Below are 24,635 nucleotides of genomic sequence, written 5' to 3'. Positions count from 1 at the left end.
TCGGATCAATGTTCGCTTACCTACCGAAGCTTTTGGGCCAACACTGCAATGTGCTCCGGCCCAATCCCGCAGCACCCGCCCAAATGGCTGGCACCACGCGCCTGCCAGTCGGCGGCCCAGTGCAGGTAGCCTGGCGGGTCGAGGTCGTCACGCAACGGGTCCAGGCCATCGTTGGCAGTGGCTTCCTTGGGTTGCGGCGGGAAAGCGTTGGCGTAGGCGCCGACGTCAATCTGCACGCCCAGGCGTTCGAAGGTCTGGCGCGCGGCGTCGATGGCATCGCCGATCACTTCCGGCTGGCTGCAGTTGAACAGCAGCACTTGCACACCCAACTGCGCTGCCGCTTCGGCGGCGTCTGCCACCGGTTCACCGGAGCGCAGGCGCGGCACGTCATCGGTGTCTTCATCCTTGAGGGTAAACGACAGCCAGAACGGCTTGCCGTCCTTTGGCAGCCCGGCCTGGATGGCGCGTGCTTCGGCGATTGAGCTCTGGGTTTCCGCCAGCCACAGGTCAACAAACGGCGCCAGGCCTTGCACCAGCGGTGTCAGCAACTCGGCTGCGCGCTGCGGCTCGAACAGATCGGGACGGTACGAACCAAACAGCGGCGGCAGCGAGCCCGCCACACGCACCGACTTGCCCGACGCCTCAACCGCACGGCGTGCCAGTTCACCGGCCAACGCTGCCAAGGCCTGGCCTTCTTTGGCGAAACGCTCCTCGCCGATATGAAACGGCACCACCGCGTAGCTGTTGCTGGTGATAACGTTGGCACCGCTCTGGATATACGCCGCGTGCACCGCTTCAACCGCCTGCGGGGCCTCGCTCAAGGCCAGGGCAGACCACTCCGGTTGACGGAACGGTGCGCCGCGACGCTGTAGTTCACGGCCCATGCCGCCATCGAGAATTACTGTTGCTGTGGCCATATGCTTTTTACTCATAAGCTTATGAAAATAACTCACTATGAGAGTCGTTCTTATAACTATTTAATACGTTCAATTCCGTTCATAACAACTCTTTTTTACTCAGGTGTCCTTCGTGAAACTAAAACCGCTGCTGGCCTTGGGCCTGACGATTTTGGCTGCTTCCACTCAAGCCTTCGGCGGCGCTACGCTGGACCGGATCGAGAAGAAAAAAGAGCTGGTCGGCGTGCTGATGGAAAGCTACCCGCCGTTCTCGTTTCTAAACGAGCAAAACCAACTCGATGGCTTTGACGTCGACGTCGCCAAGGCCGTGGCACACAAGCTCGGCGTAAAGCTGCGCCTGGAAACCCCGTCCTGGGACGTGATCGCCGCCGGCCGCTGGAGCGGGCGCTATGACATCTGCATCTGCTCCATGACCCCGAGCAAAGCCCGCGCCGAAGTATTCGACTTCCCAGTGGAGTACTACGCCTCGCCTGCGGTGATCGTGGTCAACGCCACGGATGATCGCATCCACAGCGCCAAGGACTTGAGCGGCAAGAAAGTCGGCCTCACCAGCGCGTCCAGCTACGAGAGCTACCTGAACAAAAACCTGGTGATCGAAGGCGCCGAAGACACCCAATTGCAGTACCCGTTCGAGGACGTGCAGATCGCCCCGTATGACACCGACAACGTGGCCTTCCAAGACCTCGGCCTGGGCGCCGGCAAGCGTCTGGATGCGATCCTCACCAACCTGGTCACTGCCCAACCGCGCCTGAACGAAGACAAGCGCTTCAAACTGGCGGGCGAGGCGCTGTATTCGGAACCCAACTCGGTGGCCATCGAAAAAGGCGATCCGCAGTGGGACGCCAAGGTGCGTGAAGTCTTCGCCCAGCTCAAACAGGACGGCACCCTGAGCCAGCTGTCGCAAAAATGGATCGGCGCCGATATCAGCCAATGACTGCGTTTCCCTCTCCTCCAAAGCCGCCGGTGATCAAGCCACGGCTCTTTGGCTTTCGCACGCGGCTGTACCTGACCTGGGCCGCGCTGTTCTGCCTGTTCGCCAGCTTCTTCCTGAGCTTTGACCTGAAGTTCTCGATCATCCTCGACAAGCTGCCTAACCTTGTGGGCGTGCACCTGGCGCCCAACGGCTTCCTGCAAGGCGCGGCGCTGACGTTGTTTCTGTGCCTGTGTTCGATTGTGGTGTCGTCGGTGCTGGGCTTTGTCACCGCGTTGGGGCGCTTGTCGAAAAGCGCCGTGGCGTTCGGCATCGCGAGTTTCTACGCGTCGTTCTTTCGTGGCACGCCGTTGCTGATCCAGATTCTGCTGATTTACCTCGGCCTGCCGCAGTTGGGCCTGGTGCCGGGCGCGATCGTCGCCGGGATCATTGCGTTGTCGTTGAACTACGGCGCGTACTTGAGCGAAATTTTCCGCGCCGGCATCCTTGGCGTCGCCCACGGTCAACGGGAAGCGGCGCTTGCGCTGGGCATGCGCGACAGTGCGATCTTCTGGCACGTCACCTTGCCCCAGGCCATGCGCACCATCATTCCGCCAGCCACCAACCAGTTCATCTCAATGCTCAAGGACTCGTCGCTGATTTCGGTGATGGGCGTGTGGGAAGTGATGTTCCTGGCGCAATCGTATGGGCGTTCGAGCTATCGCTATATCGAGATGCTGACCACGGCGGCGATTATCTACTGGGTGATGTCCTTGGGGCTGGAGCTGATTCAGGCGCGTATGGAACGGCATTACGGCAAGGGGTATGTGCGTCGCAGTTGAGGCTCAGCCCCATTGGCGGCGCAGCTTGACCACACCCATTTGCATGCCGAATGGGCGAAACACCGCGTTCAAGGACTTGAGCGTCTGGTTCCCCTCACCATGTTCGATATGCACCAACGTTCGCACCGAAATCTTGCACATTTTGGCGAACTGGCTTTGGTGAAGGCCGGTGACTTCGGTACGCAGGCGGCGCACGGCTTCACTGATTGGCAGCGTGCCGTCGGCGAGCGCGGCCTGGATGCTTTCGATCAGTTGGGTGCGTTCCTCAATGGTCAGGCTCATTTCAATCCCCATTCTTTCAGGCGTTGCGGCAAGTTTTTCAAGGCAATGCCGGGGTGGTTCATCGTCACGACAGGCAGGCCGCTGGCACTGAGAATGTCAGGCAGTGCCAAAAGCTGGCGTGCGTCCTCCCTCAAACCTTCAAACAGCGCGTGGCTATCGACCAAGTCGCCCAGCAAACGGCACACACCCAGCCAGTCCACCTCGCCAGCCCGCTCCAACTCCCGGGGCCATTTGGTGGTGCGCGTGATCCCTTCGTCGTCCATCACCATGGGGGCCAGGTCGTAGACCGGGGCCAGGCGTAAAGCATCGGTTTGACGAATGATCGAGGTGTTGCGTCCGTGGTTATCCGAGTTACCCAAGACCTTGTTCAGCAGATCCCGCTTGAGATACTCCGCCACCAATGCCGGCACGTCCTGGGATTGCCCCGCTTGGCGCCATAACCCGACCAATTGCTCAACCACTGCACGGTGCCCCATGGCACTTCCGGGAACCGTCACGCCAGCCATTGAGTAGATCGATTCCACCGCATAACGCTCGACGCCTTGGTCGCCGACATGCCGGTCGAAACGCTGCATCCACAGGCTAGGCTTGCTCGCCTCTTCCAGCGCCAACCCTTGTGCTGCAACCGTATCGATGCCCAGGGTCTGCAAACCTCTGTAGTAGTGGTATTCGCTACGCAGAATGTCTTGGTCAAGCTGCGTACCTTTATTGCGCGCAAATTTCACGAACCAATGCTGCCGGACCTGCTCGTCATCCAGCACCGCATCCGGAAACAACAGGCCATCGTGGTTTTCTGTCAGCAGCAACTTTGGAGCCTCGCCTCCCGCCCCCGTGGCACCACCGATGGCCGCGCCCTGCTCATAGGCATACTCAAGAAAACGATAATCTCGCTGGATCACTTCTAGGCGGGAAAACCCCATGGCCGGGCGGCTGCTCAACGCGGCAACCGACTCTTTAATCCGCATATGACCGATAGGAGCAGGTGTGCTGCGCATCAGTAAGAACAGGTCTGCGCTGATGTCATCGGGCTTGCCGTGGCCAAGATGCGCCATGAGGAAACGCTTGGCTGCGCCTGCCGGTGCAATGTCGTGAACAAAGGCTGGTACACCCTGGGTTCGACAGCCTTCCCATTGCAAAGGCAGCCTGGCACTCACGGCGGCGGCGAAAGGCATGGCAATTTCGTCGAGATGGTTCACCAGATAGCGCTGCTCATAGCCAGCGCTGCAACGGCTGTCGAGACCTTGTTCCGGAGCGTCAAACGTCAGTTGCATGGCGTCTAGCCAGGTGCCTTCGAAGTAAATTTGCACTGTCAGATTGAGCATGGATAGACCTGCAATTTAATGCGGTATCAAGCCGAAAATACGGTGACCTAATGCAATATAGTGCAGACATCGCCCTAAAGCACCTTAATAAAACGCATTAAAATGCATATGATAAGCTCAAGTTGGCGTATAAGCGCAATAAAATGCATGTTCTACAAATCGTCTCGCAACAGAGACAACTCCCGCAAATCGTGCCCGTATCACCTGACAGTTAACCCCGCGCCCTCTCGCTAAATTCCCGGCCTCATTCACAAGAGGTCGGGATTTCATGCCCTTTTCATTCAAGCAATTGGCCCGTGTCACTGCGTTCGCGGTGGGCGTGACCAGCGCTCAGCTCGCTCAGGCGCAGGCGGGTTCACCCTTTCAGTTTTCGATGCAATTACCCTCTTACAACTATGGGACTTATGAGCCTGTTGTTAAGAGTGGCCCTATCGACGGCTATTTCTACAACCAAGCCACTACCCGTAACGGTCAGCAGGTTGCCAAGGTGCTGGATCCCGCACTGAACCGCTTGCTGACGTCCGGTCAGTTGACCTCCGAACAGATCAAAAACCTGGAAAAGCTCGGTGACAACATCGCCCGGGCACCCGGCGGGATGGGTGCGGTGCTCGAACAATTGGCCGGTAGTCAGAATGCCAACCTGGCCAGCGCTGCCCACGCCACCACCGGTCACATCAGCGACCGGTTGCTTTCAACCCTGCGCACCTTGCCCACCGACGACGACGGCCACTTCTGGGTGCAAGGCCTGGGCAACGACGGCAGCCTCGACAAACAAGGCGGCAGCGATGGCTTGAAATACGGTATTCAAGGCGTGTTGCTCGGCGCCGACTGGGCGCTGGACGACGCTTGGCGTATCGGCGTGGTGGGCGCCAAATCCAACAGCCGCCTGGATGCCAAACGTTTTGCCGGCGACTTGGACAGTTGGCACTTGGGCGGTTATGCGGTGCATCAGGACGGTCCGCTGGCCCTGCGCCTGGGCGCGATCCATAGCGAGCACGCCGGGCAGAACAAGCGCAGCGTCGAGGTGGTTGATCGCAAGGACTCACTCAAGGCCAGCTACGATGCCACCAGCCAAACCTTGTTTTCGGAAATGGGGTACCAACTGGGCAACGCCGACTACAGTGTCGAACCCTTCGCCGGGTTGGGTTACCAGCGCTACCACCGCGACGGTTTCAAGGAAAGCGGTGGGATAAGCGCACTGAACGTTGAAGCGCAAACCCGGCAAAACCTGAGCAGCACCCTTGGCCTGCGCCTGGCCACGGTCTACCGCTTCGATAACCAGATCAGCCTCACCCCACACGTCGATACCCGCTGGAAGCGTCTTTACGGCGATGTCGAAAGTCAGGTCCGCCAGTCCTATCGCTATGTCCCTGGGTTGGTTGACGGCTTCAACATCAATGGCACGGCCCTGAACCGAAATAGCGTCAGCATCAGCGCCGGTCTGGACCTCGCCTTGTCGCCCCAACATACGGTCGGCCTGACCTACAGCGCTGAAAACGGCACTAACAGCCGCAGCCAGGGCCTGATGGGTCAGTGGCAGATGCGGTTTTAACGCCATTGAATCAATGACATTTCGCGCATACACAGGGCCTGTCTCCTGACAGTCAGCCCTCACGCTCACCGGCTAAATTCCGGTCTCCTACACACGTGAGGCCGGAAACTATGTCATCTGTATTCCCGTACATGCCTTCCATCGGCGCCCTGATGGGCTATGGCATGCGCACCTTGGCGCAGCCCGCCAGCACGGCGCACACCCCAAGCCCCAGCGAGGCCCCTGCGACTCAAGCTGACATCGCCAAAGCCCTTGAAAGCGCGCTCGGCGATCAACCTGCAGCCAAGTCCAGCGCGCGTTTCAGCTCGGTCAGCATCACCCTCAACAACGGCATAGGCCTGGACATCGACAACGCTGCCCGGCTGCTGTCTCCCCCACCTGCCACCGGCCCCGCGACTTCCCTGCGCGGGGTTGAAATCATTAACAGCGCAACCGCCAAAACAACGGGTGAACATCATGGTCTCGTCAGCTCCGGGCTTGCGCCGGTGTGGCTGGAAAACTACGGCAGCATCGTCGGCAAAAAAGACACGGGGCTAAAGCTGGGTGGAGACCGCAATGACGAAGTGGTCAATGCCGGGCTGATTGCCGGTGGCAACGGGATGGCGCTGGATATGGGGGGCGGCGACGATGTGCTGATCGTCAGGCACGGCGGCCGCTTCGAAGGCGCAGTGGACGGCGGCAGCGGCACCAACCAAGTCATCTTGGACGACCCCCGTGGCGGCACCTTCGACGGCGCCACGCGGATGCAGCACCTATGGGTCGTAAGCGGCACTTGGACCCTCACCGGCGAGATGGCGGCCAACCAGCAGGGCAAGGTCTATAGCGGCGCAACGTTGATCAATAAAAGCAAAATCGGCGGTTCAATGGAGGTCGAGCCAGGCGCGACCTACTCGACGGTGGAGTGACCCACCTTAATGCCGCCAAATTCCAGGCAAAAAAAAGGGGAGCACCTGCCCCCCCGAGGATTAAGCGGTAGTGTCGAAGGCTAGGGATCAGCCTTCGATTTCAATCAGGATTTCGCCAGGGTTGACCCGGTCGCCCTTGGCCACATGAACGGCGGTTACCTTGCCGGCTATCGCAGCCTGCACTTCGGTTTCCATTTTCATGGCTTCGGTGATCAGCACGGCCTGGCCGGCCTTGACCACGTCGCCTTCCTTGACCAGCACGTCGACGATATTGCCCGGCATCGCGGTGCTGACATGGCCGGGCTCGGTGGCTTGCTTGCGCTTGCTGCTGCCGCCGCCGACAAATTCGTTGAGCGGTTCGAACACCACTTCTTCCGGCATGCCGTCGATGGACAGGTAGAAGTGACGCTTGCCTTCGGCCTTCACGCCCACACCGGTGATGTCTACGCGGTAGCTTTCGCCGTGCACGTCGATGACGAATTCGGTCGGCACGCCTTCGCCGCCAGCACGGGCCACGCCGCCGGCTTCAGGAATCGGCAACAGCACTTCCGGCGCCAGGGTGCCAGCGTCGCGTTCTTCGAGGAACTTGCGGCCAATGTCCGGGAACATGGCGTAGGTCAGCACGTCTTCTTCAGACTTGGCCAACGCGCCGATCTCGCCGCGCAGCTTGGTCATTTCCGGCTTGAGCAGGTCGGCCGGGCGTACGTCGATCACCTCTTCACTGCCGATGGCCTGGCGACGCAGTTTCTCGTTCACAGTGCCCGGCGCCTTGCCGTAGCCGCCTTGCAGGTAGAGCTTCACTTCGTTGGTGATGGTCTTGTAGCGCTCGCCGGCCAGCACGTTGAAGAACGCCTGGGTGCCGACGATCTGCGAAGTCGGCGTGACCAGCGGCGGGAAGCCCAGGTCTTCTCGCACACGCGGGATTTCAGCCAGCACTTCGCTCATGCGGTTCAGAGCGCCCTGCTCTTTCAACTGGTTGGCCAGGTTGGAAATCATCCCGCCCGGCACCTGGTTGACTTGCACACGGGTGTCGACGGCGGTGAATTCGCTTTCAAACTGGTGGTACTTCTTGCGCACAGCGTAGAAGTACAAGCCGATCTCTTGCAGCAGTTCCAGGCTCAGGCCGGTGTCGAATTCGCTGCCTTTAAGGGCGGCGACCATCGACTCGGTGCCGGGGTGGCTGGTGCCCCAAGCGAAGCTGGAGATGGCGGTGTCGATGTGGTCGGCACCGTTTTCGATGGCCTTGAGTTGGCACATCGCGGCCAGGCCTGCGGTGTCGTGGGAGTGGATGAAAATCGGCAGGTTCTGCTCGGCTTTCAGCGCCTTGACCAGTTCACCGGTGGCAAACGGGGTCAACAGGCCAGCCATGTCCTTGATCGCAATGGAGTCGCAGCCCATGGATTCGAGCTGCTTGGCCTGGGCCACGAACGCCTCAACGGTGTGCACCGGGCTGGTGGTGTAGGCGATGGTGCCTTGGGCGTGTTTGCCGGCGGCCTTTACCGCTTCGATGGCCACGCGCAGGTTACGCACGTCGTTCATGGCGTCGAAGATACGGAACACGTCGATGCCATTCACGGCGGCTTTGGCGACGAAGGCTTTGACCACGTCGTCGCTGTAGTGGCGGTAGCCCAGCAGGTTCTGGCCGCGCAGCAGCATTTGCAAACGCGTGTTAGGCAATGCGGCGCGCAGTTTGCGCAGGCGCTCCCACGGGTCTTCTTTCAAGAAGCGCACACAGGCGTCGAAGGTCGCGCCGCCCCAGACTTCCAGGGACCAGTAGCCGACTTTGTCGAGCTTGTCGCAGATCGGCAGCATGTCGTCGGTGCGCATGCGGGTCGCGAGCAACGATTGGTGGGCGTCGCGCAGGATGGTGTCGGTTACGAATATTTTCTTAGTCATTGTTCTATTCCTCACAGGCCTGCGTGGGCGGCGATGGCGGCGGCGATGGCCAGGGCCAGCTCTTCGGGTTTGCGCTTGATCGAGTAGTTGGTCAGCTCAGGGTGGCTTTCCACAAAACTGGTGTTGAACTGGCCGCTGCGGAATTCCGGGTTACGCAGGATTTCCTGGTAGTAGGCGGCGGTGGTCTTCACGCCTTGCAGGCGCATGTCGTCCAGGGCACGCAGGCCGCGGTCCATGGCTTCTTCCCAGGTCAACGCCCACACCACCAGTTTCAGGCACATGGAGTCGTAGAACGGCGGGATGGTGTAGCCGGTGTAGATCGCCGTGTCGGTACGCACGCCGGGACCACCGGGGGCGTAGTAACGGGTGATCTTGCCAAAGCTTGGCAGGAAGTTGTTCTTCGGGTCTTCGGCGTTGATACGGAACTGCAACGCGAAACCACGGTGGTGGATGTCTTCCTGCTTCACCGACAGCGGCAGGCCCGAGGCGATGCGGATCTGCTCACGAACGATGTCGATCCCGGTGATTTCTTCGGTGATGGTGTGTTCCACCTGCACCCGGGTGTTCATCTCCATGAAGTACACCTCGCCCTCGGCGAGCAGGAACTCCACGGTGCCGGCGTTTTCGTAGCCCACGGCCTTGGCGGCACGCACCGACAGGTCGCCGATGTAGGCGCGCTGTTCTGGCGTCAGTTGCGGGCTGGGGGCGATTTCGATGAGCTTCTGGTTGCGGCGCTGGATCGAGCAATCGCGCTCGAACAGATGCACCACGTTGCCAAAGCTGTCACCGAGGATCTGTGCCTCGATGTGCTTGGGATTGACGATGCATTTTTCCAGGAACACTTCCGCCGAACCAAAGGCCTTGGTGGCCTCGGAAATCACGCGGGGGAAGGCTTGTTCGAGTTCTTCACGGCTGTTGCAACGGCGAATGCCGCGACCGCCACCACCGGAGGTGGCCTTGAGCATCACCGGGTAACCAATACGGTCACCTTCGGTGAGGGCTTCGGCGATGTCGGCGACGTTGCCTTCGGTGCCGGGGGTAACCGGTACACCGGCCTTGATCATGCTGCGGCGCGCTTCGGTCTTGTCGCCCATGCGGCGGATCACTTCAGCGGACGGGCCGATGAATTTGATGCCACGTTCGGCGCAGATGTCGGCCAGTTCGGCGTTTTCCGACAGGAAGCCGTAGCCGGGGTGCAGTGCATCACAGCCGGTTTCCACCGCCAGGTTCACCAGCTTGCGCGGGTTCAGGTAACCGGCCAGGGGCTCGGCACCAATGCTGTGGGCTTCGTCGGCACGTTTGACGTGCAACGCGTGGCGGTCGGCGTCGGAGTAGACCGCGACCGAGCGAATGCCCATCTCGGCGCAGGCACGCACGATTCGTACGGCAATTTCACCACGGTTGGCGATCAGGATCTTTTTTATCACTTGGAAATTCCCTTGAGCCGATTGCTGCGTTCTTCGACCCGCTAGACCCGGGTCGGCGCGTGACCAAATGTTTCATGACAGTCGCGAGACACACACTAAGCCCGCGGAGGGATTAACAAAAATCAATAATTATTGGGTCGTGCATAAGTAAAGACTTATAGTTGGCCTGACAGCTTCGGGCGAAAGGACGATAAAAATGCGTAAGTCATTGATGCGTATGACATTGCGTCAATTGCAGATCTTCAATGAAGTGTGCGATTTGCGCTCCTATAGCCGCGCTGCCGAGGAAATGTCCCTCACACAACCGGCCGTAAGCCTGCAAATTCGTCAGCTCGAAGAGCTGATCGGCCAGCCATTGTTCGATTACGTCGGCAAAAAACTCTATATGACCGAGGCCGCCGAAGCCTTGCAACGGGCGAGCCGGGACATTTTCGGGCGCCTGGAAAACCTCGATATGCAGCTGTCGGACATGCAGGGCTCGCTGCAAGGTCAGCTGAAACTGGCGATTGAATCCAGCGCCAAGTACTTCGTGCCGCATCTGTTTGCCGCGTTCAAGCGCCAGCACCCCGAAGTGCAATTGCACCTGACAGTGGTCAACCGCGCCCAGGTGATCCGACGACTTTCGGACAACCGCGACGACCTGGTGATCATGTCCATGGTGCCCCAGGACATGGGCCTGGAGTTCCTACCCTTCCTCAACAACCCGATTGTCGCCGTGGCGCCCCTCGACCACCCCTTGAGCCTGCAAGGCCCGCTGCGCCTGCAAGACCTGGAGCCTTACACGCTGCTACTGCGCGAGCCGGGTTCGGGCACACGGCTGGCTTGCGAGGAGTATTTCAAGGAAAAACGCGTGCACTTCACCCAAACGGTAGAAGTGGCCTCGGCCGAGGCGCAGCGTGAGTGTGTATGCGCGGGGTTAGGCGTGGCCCTGCTGACGCGTCACGCGGTCAACATGGAGCTGGCCACCGGCGGGCTCAAAGAGCTGCCGGTGGAGGAACTGCCGCTGTACCGCAGTTGGTGCCTGGTGCAGGCCAAGGCCAAGCGCCTGTCACCGGTAGCCCATGCGTTCCTGGGCTTTATCCGCAGCGAACGGGCACAGATCAGCGTGTTGGCTGAACGTTTCGCTGGGCAGCCGCGGGTGCCTGCCAATGGAGCTCCGGGTAGTCACTGATGCTCTGGAGCAATTGGCGCTCCTCGCAACGGTCTTCGATTGCGCGACGGAACGCCATGCGGCGCTGGTCTTCCTGCTGACGACGGGTTTTTACGGCGCTGTTGCTGTCTTCGTAGGGACGGGCCATTTCGAGTCTCCCAATGCGAGTACGGGAGTTCAGGATGGCCTTGAGGGGTTACGGTTTGGCGGCGCGAGGGTTACAGGACGATGAATATTCCTAAATATGCAGGAGCTCCCACAGGGGTCCGCGTGCATTTCAATCAGTCGTCCAGGGCTTTGACCGACTTGGGTGACAACCGCAGGCTGCGCAAGCTGCGCTTCACGCTCTTGAGGTGGTTGACCAGGCTCGGCCCGCGCGCCATGGCCACGCCCATCGCCAGCACGTCGATCACCACCAGGTGGGCGATACGCGACGTCAGTGGCGTGTAGATCTCGGTATCTTCATGCACATCGATCGCCAGGTTGACCGTGGACAGTTCCGCCAACGGCGTCTGGCTCGGGCACAGGGTAATCAGGGTGGCACCGCTTTCACGCACCAGGTTGGCGGTGATCAGCAGGTCTTTGGAGCGCCCCGACTGGGAAATACAGATAGCCACGTCGGTGGGCTTCAAGGTCACCGCCGACATCGCCTGCATGTGCGGGTCGCTGTAGGCCGCTGCGGTAAGCAGCAAGCGGAAGAATTTGTGCTGGGCATCGGCCGCTACGGCACCCGAGGCACCGAAGCCATAAAACTCCACACGCTGGGCCTGGGACATGGCCGTCACGGCCTTTTGCAGCTCGATCGGGTCGAGCTTCTCGCGCACTTCCATCAGGGTGTGCAGCGTGGTGTCGAAGATTTTCAGGCTGTAGTCGGCGACGGAATCGTCTTCGTGGATTGCGAACTGCCCGAAACTCGCACCGGCAGCGAGGCTCTGGGCCAGTTTGAGTTTCAAATCCTGGAACCCGGAGCAACCGATGGCACGGCAGAAGCGCACGATGGTCGGCTCGCTGATGCCCACGCTGTGGGCCAGGTCGGCCATGGAACTGTGCATTACGGCCGCAGGGTCAAGCAGCACGTGATCGGCAACCTTGAGTTCCGATTTGCGTAACAGGTGGCGCGACTGGGCGATATGTTGCAACAGGTTCAAAGGGCAGGACTCTTCTTATGGGCAGGGCCAGGGATGTAGCAAGCTTGTAGTTATACTACAAGAATTGTCGTTTTGCCCGTCCGACGCATCACTAAATCGCCCTGCTGCCCTCTGAATCAAAGGGCGCAGGCTTTGTAGCCACAGGGGCGCCCTGGCCTACCCTAAGGAAAATCTGCATTTTTCCGTAACAAATCTGCCAAGCCTTCGGCCTGCATCGGTCGGCTGATCAGGTAGCCCTGTACTTCATCGCAACGCTCCCCCCGCAGGAAGTCCAGTTGCTGCTGATCTTCAACACCTTCGGCCACCACTTTCAGCGCCAAGCCGTGGGCCATGGCGATGATTGCCCGGGTGATGGCCGCGTCCTCACGGCCTTGGCCGAGGCCACGGATGAAGGTCTGGTCGATCTTCACGTAGTCCACCGGGATGCGCTTGAGGTAGCTGAGGGAGGAATAGCCGGTGCCAAAGTCGTCGATGGCCAGCTTCACGCCCAGGTCCCGCAGTTGCTGGAAGGTGGCGATGATGTGTTCAACGCTGTCGAGCAGTTGGCTTTCGGTGAGTTCCAGCTCCAGGTACTGCGGGTCCAGGCCGGTTTCTTCCAACACCTGGCGCACCAGGCTGACCAACTTGCCCTGGCGCAACTGATGCACCGAGAGGTTTACCGACACCCGGATCGGCGCCAGCCCCTGGCGCTGCCACTCACACGCCTGCCAGCAGGCCTGGCGCAACACGAATTCGCCCAAGGGCACGATCAGGCCAGTCTCTTCGGCCAAACCGATAAAGTCCCCCGGCGGCACCATGCCCCACTGCGGATGCTCCCAGCGGATCAGCGCTTCGGCGGCATTGAGCTTGCCCGTGGCCAGGCACAACTTGGGTTGGTAGAACACCGTGAGCTGGCGCTCTTCGATGGCCTTGCGCAGGTGGTTTTCCAGCTGCAAACGCTCCAGGGTGCTGGCTTGCAGGCTGTCGGTGTAGAACTGGAAGTTATTGCCGCCCAGGTGCTTGGCATGCTGCATGGCCATGTTCGACTGGCTGACCAGCGCAGAAATTTCCCGCGCGTTATCCGGCAACAGGCTGACGCCCATCGAGGCGCTTACCACCAGCTCATGCCCGTCCACCGTCACCGGCACCCGCAGTTTTGCCAACAGCCGTGTGGCCACCCGCGCCAGGCTCGACAGGTTGCCGTAGGCATCGAACAGCACGGCAAACTCATCCCCGGACAGGCGCGCAATGGTGTCAGCTTCAGGCAGGGCATTGATCAGGCGGCGCGCCATTTTTTGCAGCAGTTGGTCGGCGACTTCATGGCCCAGGCTGTCATTGAGCAACTTGAAGCGGTCCAGGTTGATATGCAGCAACGCCAGGCTGCGCCCGCCCTGACGCACCCGCGCATGGGCCTCGCGCAATCGCTCGCGAAACAGCGAACGGTTGGCCAAGCCGGTCAGTTCGTCGTAATGGGTGAGGTAGCGCATGCGTTCTTCGGATTCGCGGCGAGCGGATAGATCGGCGAAGAAACCCACGATATGGCTGACGTTCCCCCGGATATCGCGCACCACATTCAATTGCAGCCATTGCGGGTACAGCTCGCCGTTCTTGCGGGTTTCCACCAACTCGCCTTGCCAGGTGCCATGGCTGAGCAACGCCTGGCGGATCACCGGGAAATGCCGGCGAGCGTCGCGGCTGCTGGGCAACTCCACCACATTGCGGCCGATCATGTCGTCGATATCAAACCCGGTAACGCGACTAAAGGCCTGGTTCACCGCAATCAGTACGTAGTTGGGGTCAAGGATCACAATGCCTTCGCTGGCCGCCTCGAACACCGTCGATGCCAGGCGTTGCTCCTCCTCCAACGCCTTGCCGGCACTGATATTGCGGCGCGTGCCGAGCATTCGGGTCACCCGCCCGCTGGGCGCACGCTCCACGGCGCGGCCACGGTCTTCGATCCACACCCAGTGCCCATCGCCATGGCGCACGCGGTATTCCACCAGGTAGTCCTCGCTGCGACCCTTGAGGTGCTCCACCAGGGCGCGCTTGAGCAGCGGTAGGTCTTCGGGGTGCAGGCGGGGCTTGAGGTGGCTGAGCATCGCAGTGACGTACTCGGGCTCCAGGCCGAACAGCTCTTTGAGCTGAGTGTGGTGCACTTCATCGGTTTGCAGGTTCCAGTCCCAGAGACCCAGTTCGCTGGCTTGCAGGGCCATGGCCAGGCGCGCTTCGCTTTTATTCAGGGCAAGGCTGGCGGCGTCCAGTTCCTGGCTGCGTTGGGCCACACGGTCCTGCAGGCCGGTTTGTGCTTGGCGCAGTTCCAGCTCGACCTGGCGGCGCTGCTCGACTTCGCGAACCAGCTCCAGATTCAACTGCTCGCTGCGCTGCTGGGCCTTCTGCAAATGCTCGATCAGCGCCTGGTTCTGAAAGCGTCGTAGCAGCCCGCGCTGGATCAGGCGGTTGACCTGCCATGCCACCAAACTCAAGGAAGCCAGCAGGATCAGGCCGAGCACACCCCAGCCCTGTTGCTGCGGGGCACCGTTCCAGAACAGATAAACGATAGCCGGCACCAGGCACGGCAGGGCAAACGACAGGAACGCCGGCAGGCTCACGGCATAGGCCACGCTGGCCGACAGCGTTGCGGCGCCGATCAGGCCGAACACCCAGGCCTGTTGCATAAAGCTGTCGGCCGGAACGAGGGCGATGGCGGCAGTGGCCAGGGTCAAACCGCTGACTGCCGAACCCAGCATGAACATACGTCGCCACACCGGTTGCGCCTGGCGGCTGGGCATAGCCGAGTCAAAGGCCGCAACCTGGATCACGCGCATGGCCACCAACGCGAGCAGCCAGACCAGCCAGACACTGTCCAGCAAGTACTGCTTGGGGTTCCACAGCAGCCAGGCACAGACCAAGCCATTGACCAACATTAACAAGGTAGGCAACAACGACCCCTGGTACAGCAGGCGTGTGCGCTCAACCGCCATCTCGGTGGCGTAATGTTTGCGGATAACCTGCGCGGGGGCCGCCGAGGGGCCGAACAGGTCAGTGCTGAGGGTCATAGGCAGTGTTCTTATAATGGTGAGCCCGAAACGTCGACGGAGCATACACAAGCAAGCGCTTGGGCCAAACTGCTCCACGTCATAAAAACTGTACGACCTTGGACCCAGACCTCCGGGCCAGACGGCTTGAGTGAGGCGCTGCGGGGGCTAGAGCCATTGACCGACCGGTCATCACCCTGACTGTTTTCCGTCGACCAACCGGTATTGGTGTTTGCCCCACTCCCCCGAGGGCCATAGAATGCGCCGATGCGCGATGATCTCTCTCTTTTGCTGAACTCCCTCAACGATGCCCAACGCCAGGCCGTAGCGGCCCCCGTTGGCCGTCAGTTGGTCCTGGCCGGTGCTGGCTCCGGTAAAACCCGAGTGCTGGTGCACCGTATCGCCTGGTTGATCCAGGTCGAAAACGCGTCCCCCCATTCCATCCTGTCGGTGACCTTCACCAACAAGGCCGCTGCCGAGATGCGCCACCGCATCGAGCAGTTGATGGGCATCAGCCCGGCCGGCATGTGGGTGGGCACCTTCCACGGCCTGGCACACCGCCTGTTGCGAGCGCACTGGCAGGAGGCGGGCCTGGCCCAAACCTTTCAGATTCTGGACAGCGACGACCAGCAACGCCTGGTCAAGCGGGTGATCCGCGAGCTGGGCCTGGACGAACAACGTTGGCCGGCGCGCCAGGCGCAATGGTTTATCAACGGCCAGAAAGACGAAGGCTTGCGCCCGCAGCATATCCAGGCCAGCGGTGATCTGTTCCTGGCCACCATGCGCAGCATTTATGAAGCCTACGAGGCTGCCTGCGCGCGCGCCGGCGTCATTGATTTCTCCGAACTGCTGCTGCGTGCCCTCGACCTGTGGCGCGACAACCCCGGCTTGCTGGCCCATTACCAGAAGCGCTTCCGGCACATCCTGGTGGACGAGTTCCAAGACACCAACGCCGTGCAATACGCCTGGTTGCGCCTGCTGGCCAAGGGCGGCGACAGCCTGATGGTGGTGGGCGACGACGACCAGTCGATCTACGGCTGGCGTGGCGCGAAAATCGAGAACATCTACCAGTATTCCGAAGACTTTCCGGATGCGGTCACCATCCGCCTGGAGCAGAACTACCGCTCCACCGCCGGTATCCTCAAGGCTGCCAACGCCTTGATCGCCAACAACACCGGGCGCCTGGGCAAAGAGCTGTGGACCGACGGCGGCGAAGGCGAAGCCATCAACCTGTACGCCGCGTTCAACGAACACGATGAAGCGCGCTACGTGGTGGAAACCATCGAAAGCGCCCTGAAAACCGGCCTGGCGCGCAGTGATATCGCAATCTTGTACCGCTCCAACGCCCAATCGCGGGTGTTGGAAGAAGCCTTGCTGCGCGAACGCATCCCGTACCGCATCTATGGCGGCCAGCGCTTCTTCGAACGCGCCGAAATCAAGAACGCCATGGCCTACCTGCGTTTGCTGGAAGGCCGTGGCAATGATGCAGCGCTGGAGCGGGTGATCAACATCCCGGCCCGTGGCATCGGCGAAAAAACCGTCGAAGCCATCCGCGATCACGCACGCCATGCCGATGTGTCGATGTGGGAAGCCATGCGCTTGCTCATCGCCAATAAAGGCCTGACCGGGCGTGCAGCTGGTGCCTTGGGTGTGTTTGTCGAGCTGATCGAGAACCTGGCGGCCAAGTGCGCGGAAATGCCCCTGCACTTGATGACCCAGACGGTGATCGAACAGTCCGGGCTGATCGCCTATCACGAAGCGGAAAAAGGCGAGAAAGGCCAGGCCCGGGTAGAAAACCTTGAGGAATTGGTGAGCGCCGCCCGTGCGTTCGAAAACACCGAGGAAGACGAGGAGCTGACTCCGCTCGCCGCGTTCCTCGGCCATGCATCGCTGGAAGCCGGCGATACCCAGGCCGACGAGCACGAAGACAGCATCCAGCTGATGACCTTGCACAGCGCCAAGGGCCTGGAGTTTCCGTACGTGTTCCTGGTGGGCATGGAAGAAGGCCTGTTCCCCCACAAGATGAGCCTGGAAGAGCCCGGCCGCCTTGAGGAAGAACGCCGCCTGGCCTACGTGGGCATCACCCGCGCCATGCAGAACCTGGTGATGACCTACGCCGAGACCCGTCGCCTGTACGGCAGCGAGACCTACAACAAGGTGTCGCGTTTCGTACGGGAAGTGCCGAAGGGCCTGATCCAGGAAGTGCGCTTGTCCAACAGCGTCAGCCGCCCGTTCGGCGGTGGCCAGCAGCAGAGCGCGAGCAGTCTGTTCGCCGGTTCCGAGATCCCGGAAACCCAGTTCAGCCTGGGTCAGCAGGTCAAGCATGCCGTGTTCGGCGAAGGGGTGATCCTCAACTTCGAAGGCGCTGGTGCACAGGCCCGGGTGCAGGTGAACTTCGCCGAAGGCAGCAAGTGGCTGATGATGGGCTACGCCAAGCTCGAAGCCGTCTGAAACATTCCTGTGGCGAGGGAGCTTGCTCCCGCTGGCGTGCGTAGCGCGCCTGTTTTTGGGGCTACTGCGCAGCCCAACGGGAGCAAGCTCCCTCGCCACAAAAAACCGGTCAATGAAACCTGGCGTTACATGAAGCTTATTGGCCCGCCCTTGTTTTTAACGAGGCCGGGCCAATATCAGTAATAAGTCCTACAGACCATTCTGAATCGGTCTTACGTAAAAGCCCGAAACATTATGTCGCTAGCCACTGTCACTTCACCTGTGCAACATGGCGCGCGTGCAATCCACAAATGGGAATTCCCTTTATGAAACGATTTCTTAGCATCGCCATGGCGTTGTGCATCGGCCTGACGATGAGCCTCGACGCCAACGCCAAGCGCTTCGGTGGCGGCAAAAGTTCGGGCGCAGCCCCGACTCACCAAACCAGCCAAATGGCTCCCTCCGCAGGCGGCATGGGCGGTGCAGCCGCTACCGCAGGCGCAGCCGGTGCTGCTGGCGCCGCGGCCAAGGCCGGCGGTGCTTCGCGCTGGTTGGGCCCTCTGGCCGGCATCGCCGCCGGTGGCCTGCTCGCTTCCATGTTCATGGGTGGCGGCTTCCAGGGCATGCAGATCTTCGACATGTTGATCCTGGCGGTCATCGCCTTTGTGATCTTCCGCTTTATCGCCGCCCGTCGCCGCAAGCAGCAGGAGCACCTGGCTCCAGCCGGCGCGCCGATGCAGCGTGAAGTGTTCGAGCAAAAACCTGCCATGGGTTCGATCTTCGGTGGTTCGGCAGCCCCTGCTGCAGCCCGCCCGGTGATCAACGCACCGGCCTGGTTCAACGAAGAACGCTTTATTGAAGCGGCCCGCAGCCACTTCCAGTCCCTGCAACAGCACTGGGACGCCAACGAAATGGACAAGATCGCCGAGTTCGTGACCCCGCAACTGCTGGAGTTCCTCAAGCGCGAACGTGCCGACCTGGGCGACGGCTTCCAGTCGACCTACATCGACGACCTGCGCGTACAGCTCGAAGGTGTGGATGATCGCGCCGACAAGACCATCGCCACCCTGACCTTCAGCGGCGTGTCGAAGACTTCGCGCTTCGACCAGGGCGAAGTGTTCAGCGAAAGCTGGAACATGGAACGCCCGCAAGGCGAAAACCAGCCTTGGCTGGTGGCCGGTATCCGCCAGAACGGCTGAAACCCGCACGTGTGACCAAGCAATAGCCGAAACCCCGGACATGTTCCGGGGTTTTCTATTTCACGGTTGCACTTATAGCGAGCTACTGTATAAAACGCCCCTATAAACCGCGCCATCTAGCAAGAGGATCCCGGCCGTGGAAGAAATCATCGAACAATTGCGTGAAGCCAACGAACCGGTCCCGGTTCCCCTGGAGCTGCCTGACGAAGACCAACTGGTGGAAGTTGAAGAACAGCTGTTCATCAACATCCCGTTTGTCTTCAAGGAATTCCTGCTGACCGTCAGTGATGTGGTGTACGGCAGCCTGGAACCGGTGACCATCACTGATCCTGGCTCCCATACCTTCCTGCCGGAGGTGGCCGCGACAGCCTGGGACAACGGCGTGCCTCGCGAGCTGATTCCAATCTGCCAGGATGGCGACGATTACTATTGCGTCGAAGAAGACGGCACCGTGGTGCTGTGGTCCGGCGAAGAAGAACTCGTTACCGAAGAGTCCTGGGAATCGGTGTGGCACTGGGCGCGGGACGTCTGGCTGGAAAGCTGAGCCCAGTATGCTGTTGTGGCGAGGGAGCTTGCTCCCGCTGGGCTGCGAAGCAGCCCCAACACAAGCGACCGAGGTCATACTGAAAAAACCCAATGCCTGGATGGGAGTGCTGCGCACTCCAGCGGGAGCAAGCTCCCTCGCCACAGGCTAGTGTTCAGGCGAGTCTTTGTGGTTATCCAGCGTCTCCAACAAGGCGACCTGCATCCGCGTATGTACGCGGATGAACCACCGCCACAGCACGGCCGCTACTGCTGCCGTGACCACGGCGATCAGCACCAGCAACTTGTTGGTCGGCAAAATACTGGCCGACAAGGCTGCCAATAGCAGGAAGATCACCAGCAGCGACAGGATCGGGATCAACTCCGCGATCACTCGCCGCACACGCTGGGTATGCCGCCCGGCCATTTCCGGCTTTACGCTCATTTCGGCCAGCAGCATCGACAGCGCCTTGAGCTTGCGATACGCCGCAATCAAAAACGGTAGCGACAGCAGTAACGCCCCGCCCCAAATCAATGCCTTCTGCCAGCTTGGGTCGCTGACCAAACCCTCCAGATAGCCGCCAATACGCTTCGCAAAAAAGCTGCCGGTAAAGAAGATCGCCACCACCAGTGCCAGGTTTACCCCCACTTGCAGGATGATCTTGCGGATCATCGACGCCAGCATCGCGCCCTCGCCTTGTGGCTGAATACTGCGCAGCCATTCCCCGTACATGCCGAACACCCGGCTCATGCGCTTGGGCATCACCGCTGCGATCTTCAACGACAACGGGTCGGCGCCGCGAATCAGGTACGGCGTCAGCAACGTGGTAATCGCCGATACAGCCACCGCCACCGGGTAAAGAAAGTCGCTGGTCACCTGCAAGGTCATCCCCAGCGCCGCGATGATGAAGGAAAACTCACCAATCTGTGACAGCCCCATGCCCACCCGCAGTGAGGTGCGGCCATCGTTGCCGGCGATAAACGCTCCCAGGCCGCAGGACAGCATCTTGCCCAGCACCACAGCCACGGTGATCACCGCAATCGGCCAGGCGTATTGCAGCAATATCTGCGGGTCGATCATCAAGCCAATGGCCACGAAGAAGATTGCGCTGAACATGTCGCGAACCGGCTCGATCAGGCGCTCAATCTTAATCAACTGCTTGGATTCGGCCATGATTGCGCCGATCAGGAAGGCGCCCAGCACCATGCTGTATTCCAGCTTGACCACCAGCAGGCAGAAGCCGAAGCACAGGCCCAATACGGTGATCAGCAGCATCTCGTTACTTTCGAACTTGGCCACGTAGGCCAGCAGGCGTGGCACCAGCAAAATGCCGATCACCAGCGCAACGATCATAAACAGCGAAAGCTTGCCGACCGTGGAGAACACTTCGCCGGAGCTGACCGTGCCGCTGACGGCGATGCTCGACAGTAAGGCGATGATGCCGATGCCCAGGATGTCCTCAACGATCAACACGCCAAAAATCAGTTGGGCAAAGCGCTGGTTCTTCATCTTCAAGTCGTTGAGGGCCTTGACGATGATGGTGGTGGAGGAGATCGCCAGGATCGCGCCGAGGAACAGTGAATCCATGGTGTTCCAGTCGAACCACTGGCCGATCTCGTAGCCGATCCAGATCATCAGGATGATCTCCAGGAAGGCCGCGATAAACGCCGTGGCGCCGACCTTGAACAGCTTGCGCAGGCTGAACTCCAGGCCCAGGCAGAACATCAGGAAGATCACCCCCAGCTCAGCGAGGGTCTTGATGGTGTCTTCGTCGTGGATCAGGCCGAACGGCGGGGTGTGGGGGCCGATGATAAAGCCGGCGACAATGTAGCCCAGCACCACTGGCTGCTTAAGGCGGTGGAACAGGATGGTGACAACCCCCGCCACCAGCATGATCACGGCCAAGTCCTGGATAAAGCTGATGGCGTGCATGGCGAGGGGCTCCTTGAGGGTACTGGCGCTTTTCCCACTTCCGCACGCACCTTTAAACGGTCGCAAAATGCGGAAGGAAAAGTCTGCCTAAATCGTAAGAAATGCCCTGAGATGGGCTTTTGCAGGTTAACACCGCGACTTCCAGCAGAAAGCCGGTGCAATATATGGAAACAGATCGGTGCACGCGTGACGGCAAGCCGCCCGCTGGCGTCCCGTTAAGGAAGGCGCAGCAAAGAGTCCAGCACCCGCAGAGGTGCCCCCCAACCAATGCCTACAACCCGTGAGTGTGCTATGGAACCCGGAAACGCCCAGCTGTCGATGACGGTGCTGATGACCCCTGATATGGCCAACTTCTCTGGCAATGTCCACGGCGGCACCCTGCTCAAGTACCTCGACGAAGTGGCCTACGCCTGTGCGAGCCGTTATGCCGGTCGTTATGTGGTGACCTTGTCCGTAGACCAAGTGATTTTCCGCGAGCCGATCCACGTAGGCGAGCTGGTCACCTTCCTCGCCTCGGTCAACTACACCGGCAACACCTCGATGGAGGTGGGCATCAAGGTGGTGACCGAGAACATCCGCGAGCGCTCGGTGCGCCACACCAACAGCTGCTTCTTCACCATGGTAGCGGTGGACGACCAGCGCAAACCGGCCGCCGTACCGCCGTTGCAGCCGCATAACAGCGAAGACAAACGCCGCTTTGTGCAGGCGCAACAACGCCGGCAGATTCGCCAGGAGCTGGAGAAGCGGTATCAGGAAATCAAGGGCTGAAGCGCCGTAAATCTCAAACTGTAAACCCAATCAAAATGTGGAGTTAGAGACCGATCGGGGTGGCTTCAAACCGCACCCGCGGATGGGCGATACGGTCCTGGGCCCGCACCAACTCCAGCTCATAACTGCCACACGCCTGGGTTTCCAACAGCACTTCATGCACCGCCGCTGCGGTGAACTCGAAGGCCGCCACCAGGCTGTCACCCAGCAGTACCCGCGCCAGAAACAGCCCCGAGGTCAAGTCACCCACGCCCACCGGCTGGCGCGGAAACGCCAGCAATGGCCGCCGCAGGTGCCAACTGCCTTCAGCGGTCACCAGCAACATCTCGAAGCCTTCTGGCACCTTCCCTGGATAATCCAGGTGCTTGACCAATACCGCCTTCGGCCCACGGGCCAGCAGCGACTTGGCCATGGCCAAACAATCGAACAGGGACTGCGGCTTGCGCCCGGCAAAGCTGTCCAGCTCTAGCTGGTTGGGGCACAGGAAGTCGGCCATGGCCACCGCTTCGTCCAGCAGGAAATCACTGACTTCCTGGGGCACGATGCAGCCTTTTTCCGGATGGCCCATCACCGGGTCGCACAGGTACAGGGCCTTGGGGTTAGTGGCCTTGATGCGCGCCACCCCCGTGAGAATCGCACGCCCCTGATCGGCACTGCCCAAGTAGCCGGACAGCACCGCATCGCAGTTGCCTAGCTCACCGATAACAGCAATCCCTTCTACTAACGCGGGAATTTGCTGCGGCGCCAACACTTCGCCCGCCCACTGTCCATACTGGGTGTGGTTGGAAAACTGCACAGTGTTGAGCGGCCACACATTCACCCCGACGCGTTGCATGGGGAAAACGGCGGCGCTGTTTCCGGCGTGGCCGAAGACCACATGAGACTGGATCGCAAGCAGATGAGGTGTGCGTTTCATGCAGGAGATTTCCGTAAAACCATTGAAATTCTGGCCGCGCAGTATGCGACTAAACGCAGCCTGTACGACAGACCGGCGACACAGTTAAGCTGCTCTCACTTTGTTGGAGTTTTTCGCATGCTGACCCTGGGAAATATCTTCGTGTTGATGCTGCTGGCCACCGGCGCTGCCTGGGTGTGGCACAACCACGGCCTGCGCGAACGTGCGCTGGAGCGGGTCAAGCAGCATTGCGCCAAGCTCGACATTGAACTGCTCGATGGCGCCGTGGCGCTCAAACGCATCGGTTTTGTGAAGGATGCCAACGGTCGGCGGCGCCTGGCACGCATCTATAACTTCGAATTCACCGTGACCGGCGAAGCCCGCCACCCTGGGACCATTACCCAATTCGGCGCCCACAGCGCGCAAATCGAATTGGCGCCCTATCCGTTCGAGATCAAGACGCCCCTGCCCAGTGCCGACGTGATCGAGCTAAGCCAGTGGCGCCAGGACCACGCCAGCAAGAATCGTCACTGACGACAGGCTGCCAGCGCAGCCTGCAACGCCGCCACGTCCTGGGGTGCGCTGAAGATCAATTCGATACGTGAGTCGCGACGCCATTCACTGGGTTGCCAGGCAAGTGGGCTGTTATCCACAGCGTTGGCGGATACCCAGCCTTCGGTACTGTGGATAACCAGCTTGGCGCGGCGCCACTCAAGGCTTGTGAGCCACTGGTGCAAACGCGCAACGTCGAATTGCTGGCCCGGATGCCAGCGCCAGCCAACACTCCAGCCGCCTTCCTGGGCCTGGCTGAGACAGATGGGTAGCGTGGGATCACTCCAGATCGCCGGTATTTGCGCCAGCCCCTTGGGCACTTCGAAGTTATCCACAGCGGCGCGAGCCTGCGCATTCAAGCCGGGTAACTGTTCCAGAGGCAGTTGCGCCTGGCGAGTCCAGTAACGCGGGCAATCGGGTAACTTCTCTTCGATTACCTGGCGTTGCACGGCATTCAGCGTTTCATCCTTGTTCAACACCAACAGTCCGGCGCTGGCCAACGCCTCTTGTTGCGCGTGGGGCAAAGGTTTGCCCGCTGCCAAGGCCTGGGCATCCAGCACCATCACGCAAGGCTGAACCGCCAACACCGCTTGCCACGGTGCCTCGCGCAACTGTTTAAGCAACTGCGCCGGATGCCCCAACCCCGAGGGCTCAATAAACAGCCGATCCGGCTTGGCCTTACGCAGCAAACGGCCCAGGCCTACCTGGAACGGTGCGCCATTCACGCAGCACAGGCAGCCGCCCGCTACCTCGCCCAAGGCGATGCCATCGTCGTCCAGGGTCAGCAGTGCCGCGTCCAGGCCTATCTGCCCGAACTCGTTGATCAATACCGCCCAGCGCTCGTTGGCCGGGCGCTGAGAGAGCAGGTGCTTGATCAGGCTGGTCTTGCCGGCGCCCAAGGGCCCGGCAATCACGTGGGTGGGAATGTTCTGCAGCATCAGGGGCATCATTCAGGCCGTGTAGAGCGCTTG

At 60.6% G+C, this 24,635-nt stretch carries 21 protein-coding genes; 10 read left to right on the top strand and 11 right to left on the bottom strand.

Translation table 11 applies throughout. From position 1 onward, the window contains the following. Positions 1-20: 20 nt before the first annotated feature. Positions 21-917 carry a homocysteine S-methyltransferase family protein gene (locus tag ACLD1Y_RS00465; protein ID WP_429474513.1) on the bottom strand — a complete coding sequence of 299 codons (897 nt, stop codon included), beginning with the start codon at positions 915-917 and terminating at the stop codon, positions 21-23. 112 nt (positions 918-1,029) lie between these two features. Between ACLD1Y_RS00465 and ACLD1Y_RS00460 the strand changes: the two genes are divergently transcribed. Together ACLD1Y_RS00460 and ACLD1Y_RS00455 are read left to right on the top strand one after the other, a co-directional pair. Beyond that, a complete protein-coding gene (locus tag ACLD1Y_RS00460) occupies positions 1,030-1,851 on the top strand; it encodes an ABC transporter substrate-binding protein (protein ID WP_429474511.1) in 822 nt (273 codons plus the stop codon). Continuing rightward, complete coding sequence (locus ACLD1Y_RS00455) at positions 1,848-2,669, top strand: amino acid ABC transporter permease (protein WP_429474510.1); 822 nt, start codon at positions 1,848-1,850, stop codon at positions 2,667-2,669. Before ACLD1Y_RS00460 ends, ACLD1Y_RS00455 begins: the two co-directional genes overlap by 4 nt. 3 nt (positions 2,670-2,672) lie before the next feature. On the opposite strand, the gene ACLD1Y_RS00450 is transcribed toward ACLD1Y_RS00455, so the two are convergent. After that, positions 2,673-2,951 (bottom strand): helix-turn-helix domain-containing protein, encoded by a 279-nt coding sequence (locus ACLD1Y_RS00450; protein ID WP_429474508.1) that lies wholly within the window; start codon positions 2,949-2,951, stop codon positions 2,673-2,675. Beyond that, positions 2,948-4,273, bottom strand: coding sequence for a HipA domain-containing protein (locus tag ACLD1Y_RS00445; RefSeq protein WP_429474506.1), 1,326 nt, complete (start codon positions 4,271-4,273; stop codon positions 2,948-2,950). Before ACLD1Y_RS00445 ends, ACLD1Y_RS00450 begins: the two co-directional genes overlap by 4 nt. A gap of 268 nt (positions 4,274-4,541) precedes the next feature. Between ACLD1Y_RS00445 and ACLD1Y_RS00440 the strand changes: the two genes are divergently transcribed. Next, entirely contained in the window at positions 4,542-5,825 is a 1,284-nt protein-coding gene (locus tag ACLD1Y_RS00440) for an autotransporter outer membrane beta-barrel domain-containing protein (RefSeq protein ID WP_429474504.1), read from the top strand. A 110-nt stretch (positions 5,826-5,935) separates the two neighbouring features. Next, complete coding sequence (locus tag ACLD1Y_RS00435; RefSeq protein WP_429474502.1) at positions 5,936-6,730, top strand: hypothetical protein; 795 nt, start codon at positions 5,936-5,938, stop codon at positions 6,728-6,730. Positions 6,731-6,817: 87 nt separating this feature from the next. Here ACLD1Y_RS00435 and oadA read toward each other — a convergent pair whose 3' ends face one another. Together oadA and ACLD1Y_RS00425 are read right to left on the bottom strand one after the other, a co-directional pair. Continuing rightward, positions 6,818-8,626 (bottom strand): sodium-extruding oxaloacetate decarboxylase subunit alpha, encoded by a 1,809-nt coding sequence (oadA, locus tag ACLD1Y_RS00430; RefSeq protein ID WP_429474500.1) that lies wholly within the window; start codon positions 8,624-8,626, stop codon positions 6,818-6,820. Between the two features lie 11 nt (positions 8,627-8,637). Further along, positions 8,638-10,053 (bottom strand): acetyl-CoA carboxylase biotin carboxylase subunit, encoded by a 1,416-nt coding sequence (locus tag ACLD1Y_RS00425; RefSeq protein WP_429474498.1) that lies wholly within the window; start codon positions 10,051-10,053, stop codon positions 8,638-8,640. 196 nt (positions 10,054-10,249) lie between these two features. Here ACLD1Y_RS00425 and ACLD1Y_RS00420 point away from each other — a divergent pair, with 196 nt between their 5' ends. After that, positions 10,250-11,224, top strand: a complete 975-nt coding sequence (locus ACLD1Y_RS00420) for a LysR family transcriptional regulator (RefSeq protein WP_429474496.1) — start codon at positions 10,250-10,252, stop codon at positions 11,222-11,224. Here the strand turns inward: ACLD1Y_RS00420 and ACLD1Y_RS00415 are convergent. The 3 genes from ACLD1Y_RS00415 to ACLD1Y_RS00405 all read right to left on the bottom strand — a co-directional run bounded on the left by ACLD1Y_RS00415 (position 11,154) and on the right by ACLD1Y_RS00405 (position 15,386). Beyond that, entirely contained in the window at positions 11,154-11,351 is a 198-nt protein-coding gene (locus ACLD1Y_RS00415) for a PA3496 family putative envelope integrity protein (RefSeq protein ID WP_429474494.1), read from the bottom strand. The two genes, ACLD1Y_RS00420 and ACLD1Y_RS00415, sit on opposite strands and share 71 nt — an antisense overlap. 133 nt (positions 11,352-11,484) lie before the next feature. Beyond that, positions 11,485-12,351 carry a transcriptional regulator HexR gene (hexR, locus tag ACLD1Y_RS00410; protein WP_017739023.1) on the bottom strand — a complete coding sequence of 289 codons (867 nt, stop codon included), beginning with the start codon at positions 12,349-12,351 and terminating at the stop codon, positions 11,485-11,487. 161 nt (positions 12,352-12,512) lie between these two features. Continuing rightward, positions 12,513-15,386 carry an EAL domain-containing protein gene (locus tag ACLD1Y_RS00405; protein ID WP_429474492.1) on the bottom strand — a complete coding sequence of 958 codons (2,874 nt, stop codon included), beginning with the start codon at positions 15,384-15,386 and terminating at the stop codon, positions 12,513-12,515. A 246-nt stretch (positions 15,387-15,632) separates the two neighbouring features. On the opposite strand from ACLD1Y_RS00405, the gene uvrD reads away from it, so the two are divergent. From uvrD to ACLD1Y_RS00390, 3 genes are all read left to right on the top strand, one after another. Continuing rightward, the gene (gene uvrD / locus ACLD1Y_RS00400; RefSeq protein WP_429474490.1) at positions 15,633-17,816 is read left to right on the top strand and encodes a DNA helicase II; all 2,184 of its coding nucleotides are present in this window, start codon (positions 15,633-15,635) and stop codon (positions 17,814-17,816) included. A gap of 305 nt (positions 17,817-18,121) precedes the next feature. Beyond that, a complete protein-coding gene (locus tag ACLD1Y_RS00395; protein WP_429474488.1) occupies positions 18,122-18,994 on the top strand; it encodes a Tim44 domain-containing protein in 873 nt (290 codons plus the stop codon). Positions 18,995-19,130: 136 nt separating this feature from the next. Beyond that, complete coding sequence (locus ACLD1Y_RS00390) at positions 19,131-19,538, top strand: SMI1/KNR4 family protein (protein ID WP_429474486.1); 408 nt, start codon at positions 19,131-19,133, stop codon at positions 19,536-19,538. Between the two features lie 147 nt (positions 19,539-19,685). Here the strand turns inward: ACLD1Y_RS00390 and ACLD1Y_RS00385 are convergent, their stop codons facing one another. After that, positions 19,686-21,449 carry a cation:proton antiporter gene (locus ACLD1Y_RS00385; protein WP_429474484.1) on the bottom strand — a complete coding sequence of 588 codons (1,764 nt, stop codon included), beginning with the start codon at positions 21,447-21,449 and terminating at the stop codon, positions 19,686-19,688. Positions 21,450-21,740: 291 nt separating this feature from the next. On the opposite strand from ACLD1Y_RS00385, the gene ACLD1Y_RS00380 reads away from it, so the two are divergent. Next, positions 21,741-22,217 (top strand): acyl-CoA thioesterase, encoded by a 477-nt coding sequence (locus ACLD1Y_RS00380; RefSeq protein ID WP_017739034.1) that lies wholly within the window; start codon positions 21,741-21,743, stop codon positions 22,215-22,217. Positions 22,218-22,260: 43 nt separating this feature from the next. On the opposite strand, the gene pdxY is transcribed toward ACLD1Y_RS00380, so the two are convergent. Further along, complete coding sequence (pdxY, locus tag ACLD1Y_RS00375) at positions 22,261-23,133, bottom strand: pyridoxal kinase PdxY (RefSeq protein ID WP_429474482.1); 873 nt, start codon at positions 23,131-23,133, stop codon at positions 22,261-22,263. Between the two features lie 117 nt (positions 23,134-23,250). On the opposite strand from pdxY, the gene ACLD1Y_RS00370 reads away from it, so the two are divergent. Continuing rightward, the gene (locus ACLD1Y_RS00370) at positions 23,251-23,646 is read left to right on the top strand and encodes a DUF3301 domain-containing protein (RefSeq protein WP_429474480.1); all 396 of its coding nucleotides are present in this window, start codon (positions 23,251-23,253) and stop codon (positions 23,644-23,646) included. Here ACLD1Y_RS00370 and ACLD1Y_RS00365 read toward each other — a convergent pair. Then, positions 23,640-24,602 (bottom strand): CobW family GTP-binding protein, encoded by a 963-nt coding sequence (locus tag ACLD1Y_RS00365; RefSeq protein WP_429474478.1) that lies wholly within the window; start codon positions 24,600-24,602, stop codon positions 23,640-23,642. The genes ACLD1Y_RS00370 and ACLD1Y_RS00365 overlap by 7 nt on opposite strands. Between the last annotated feature and the right edge of the window lie 33 nt (positions 24,603-24,635).

The organism is Pseudomonas sp. 18175, from assembly GCF_050432925.1.
Taxonomy (GTDB): Bacteria; Pseudomonadota; Gammaproteobacteria; order Pseudomonadales; family Pseudomonadaceae; genus Aquipseudomonas.
Note: the sequence above shows the minus strand (reverse complement) of the source record. Positions and strands in the feature narration are given on the sequence as shown.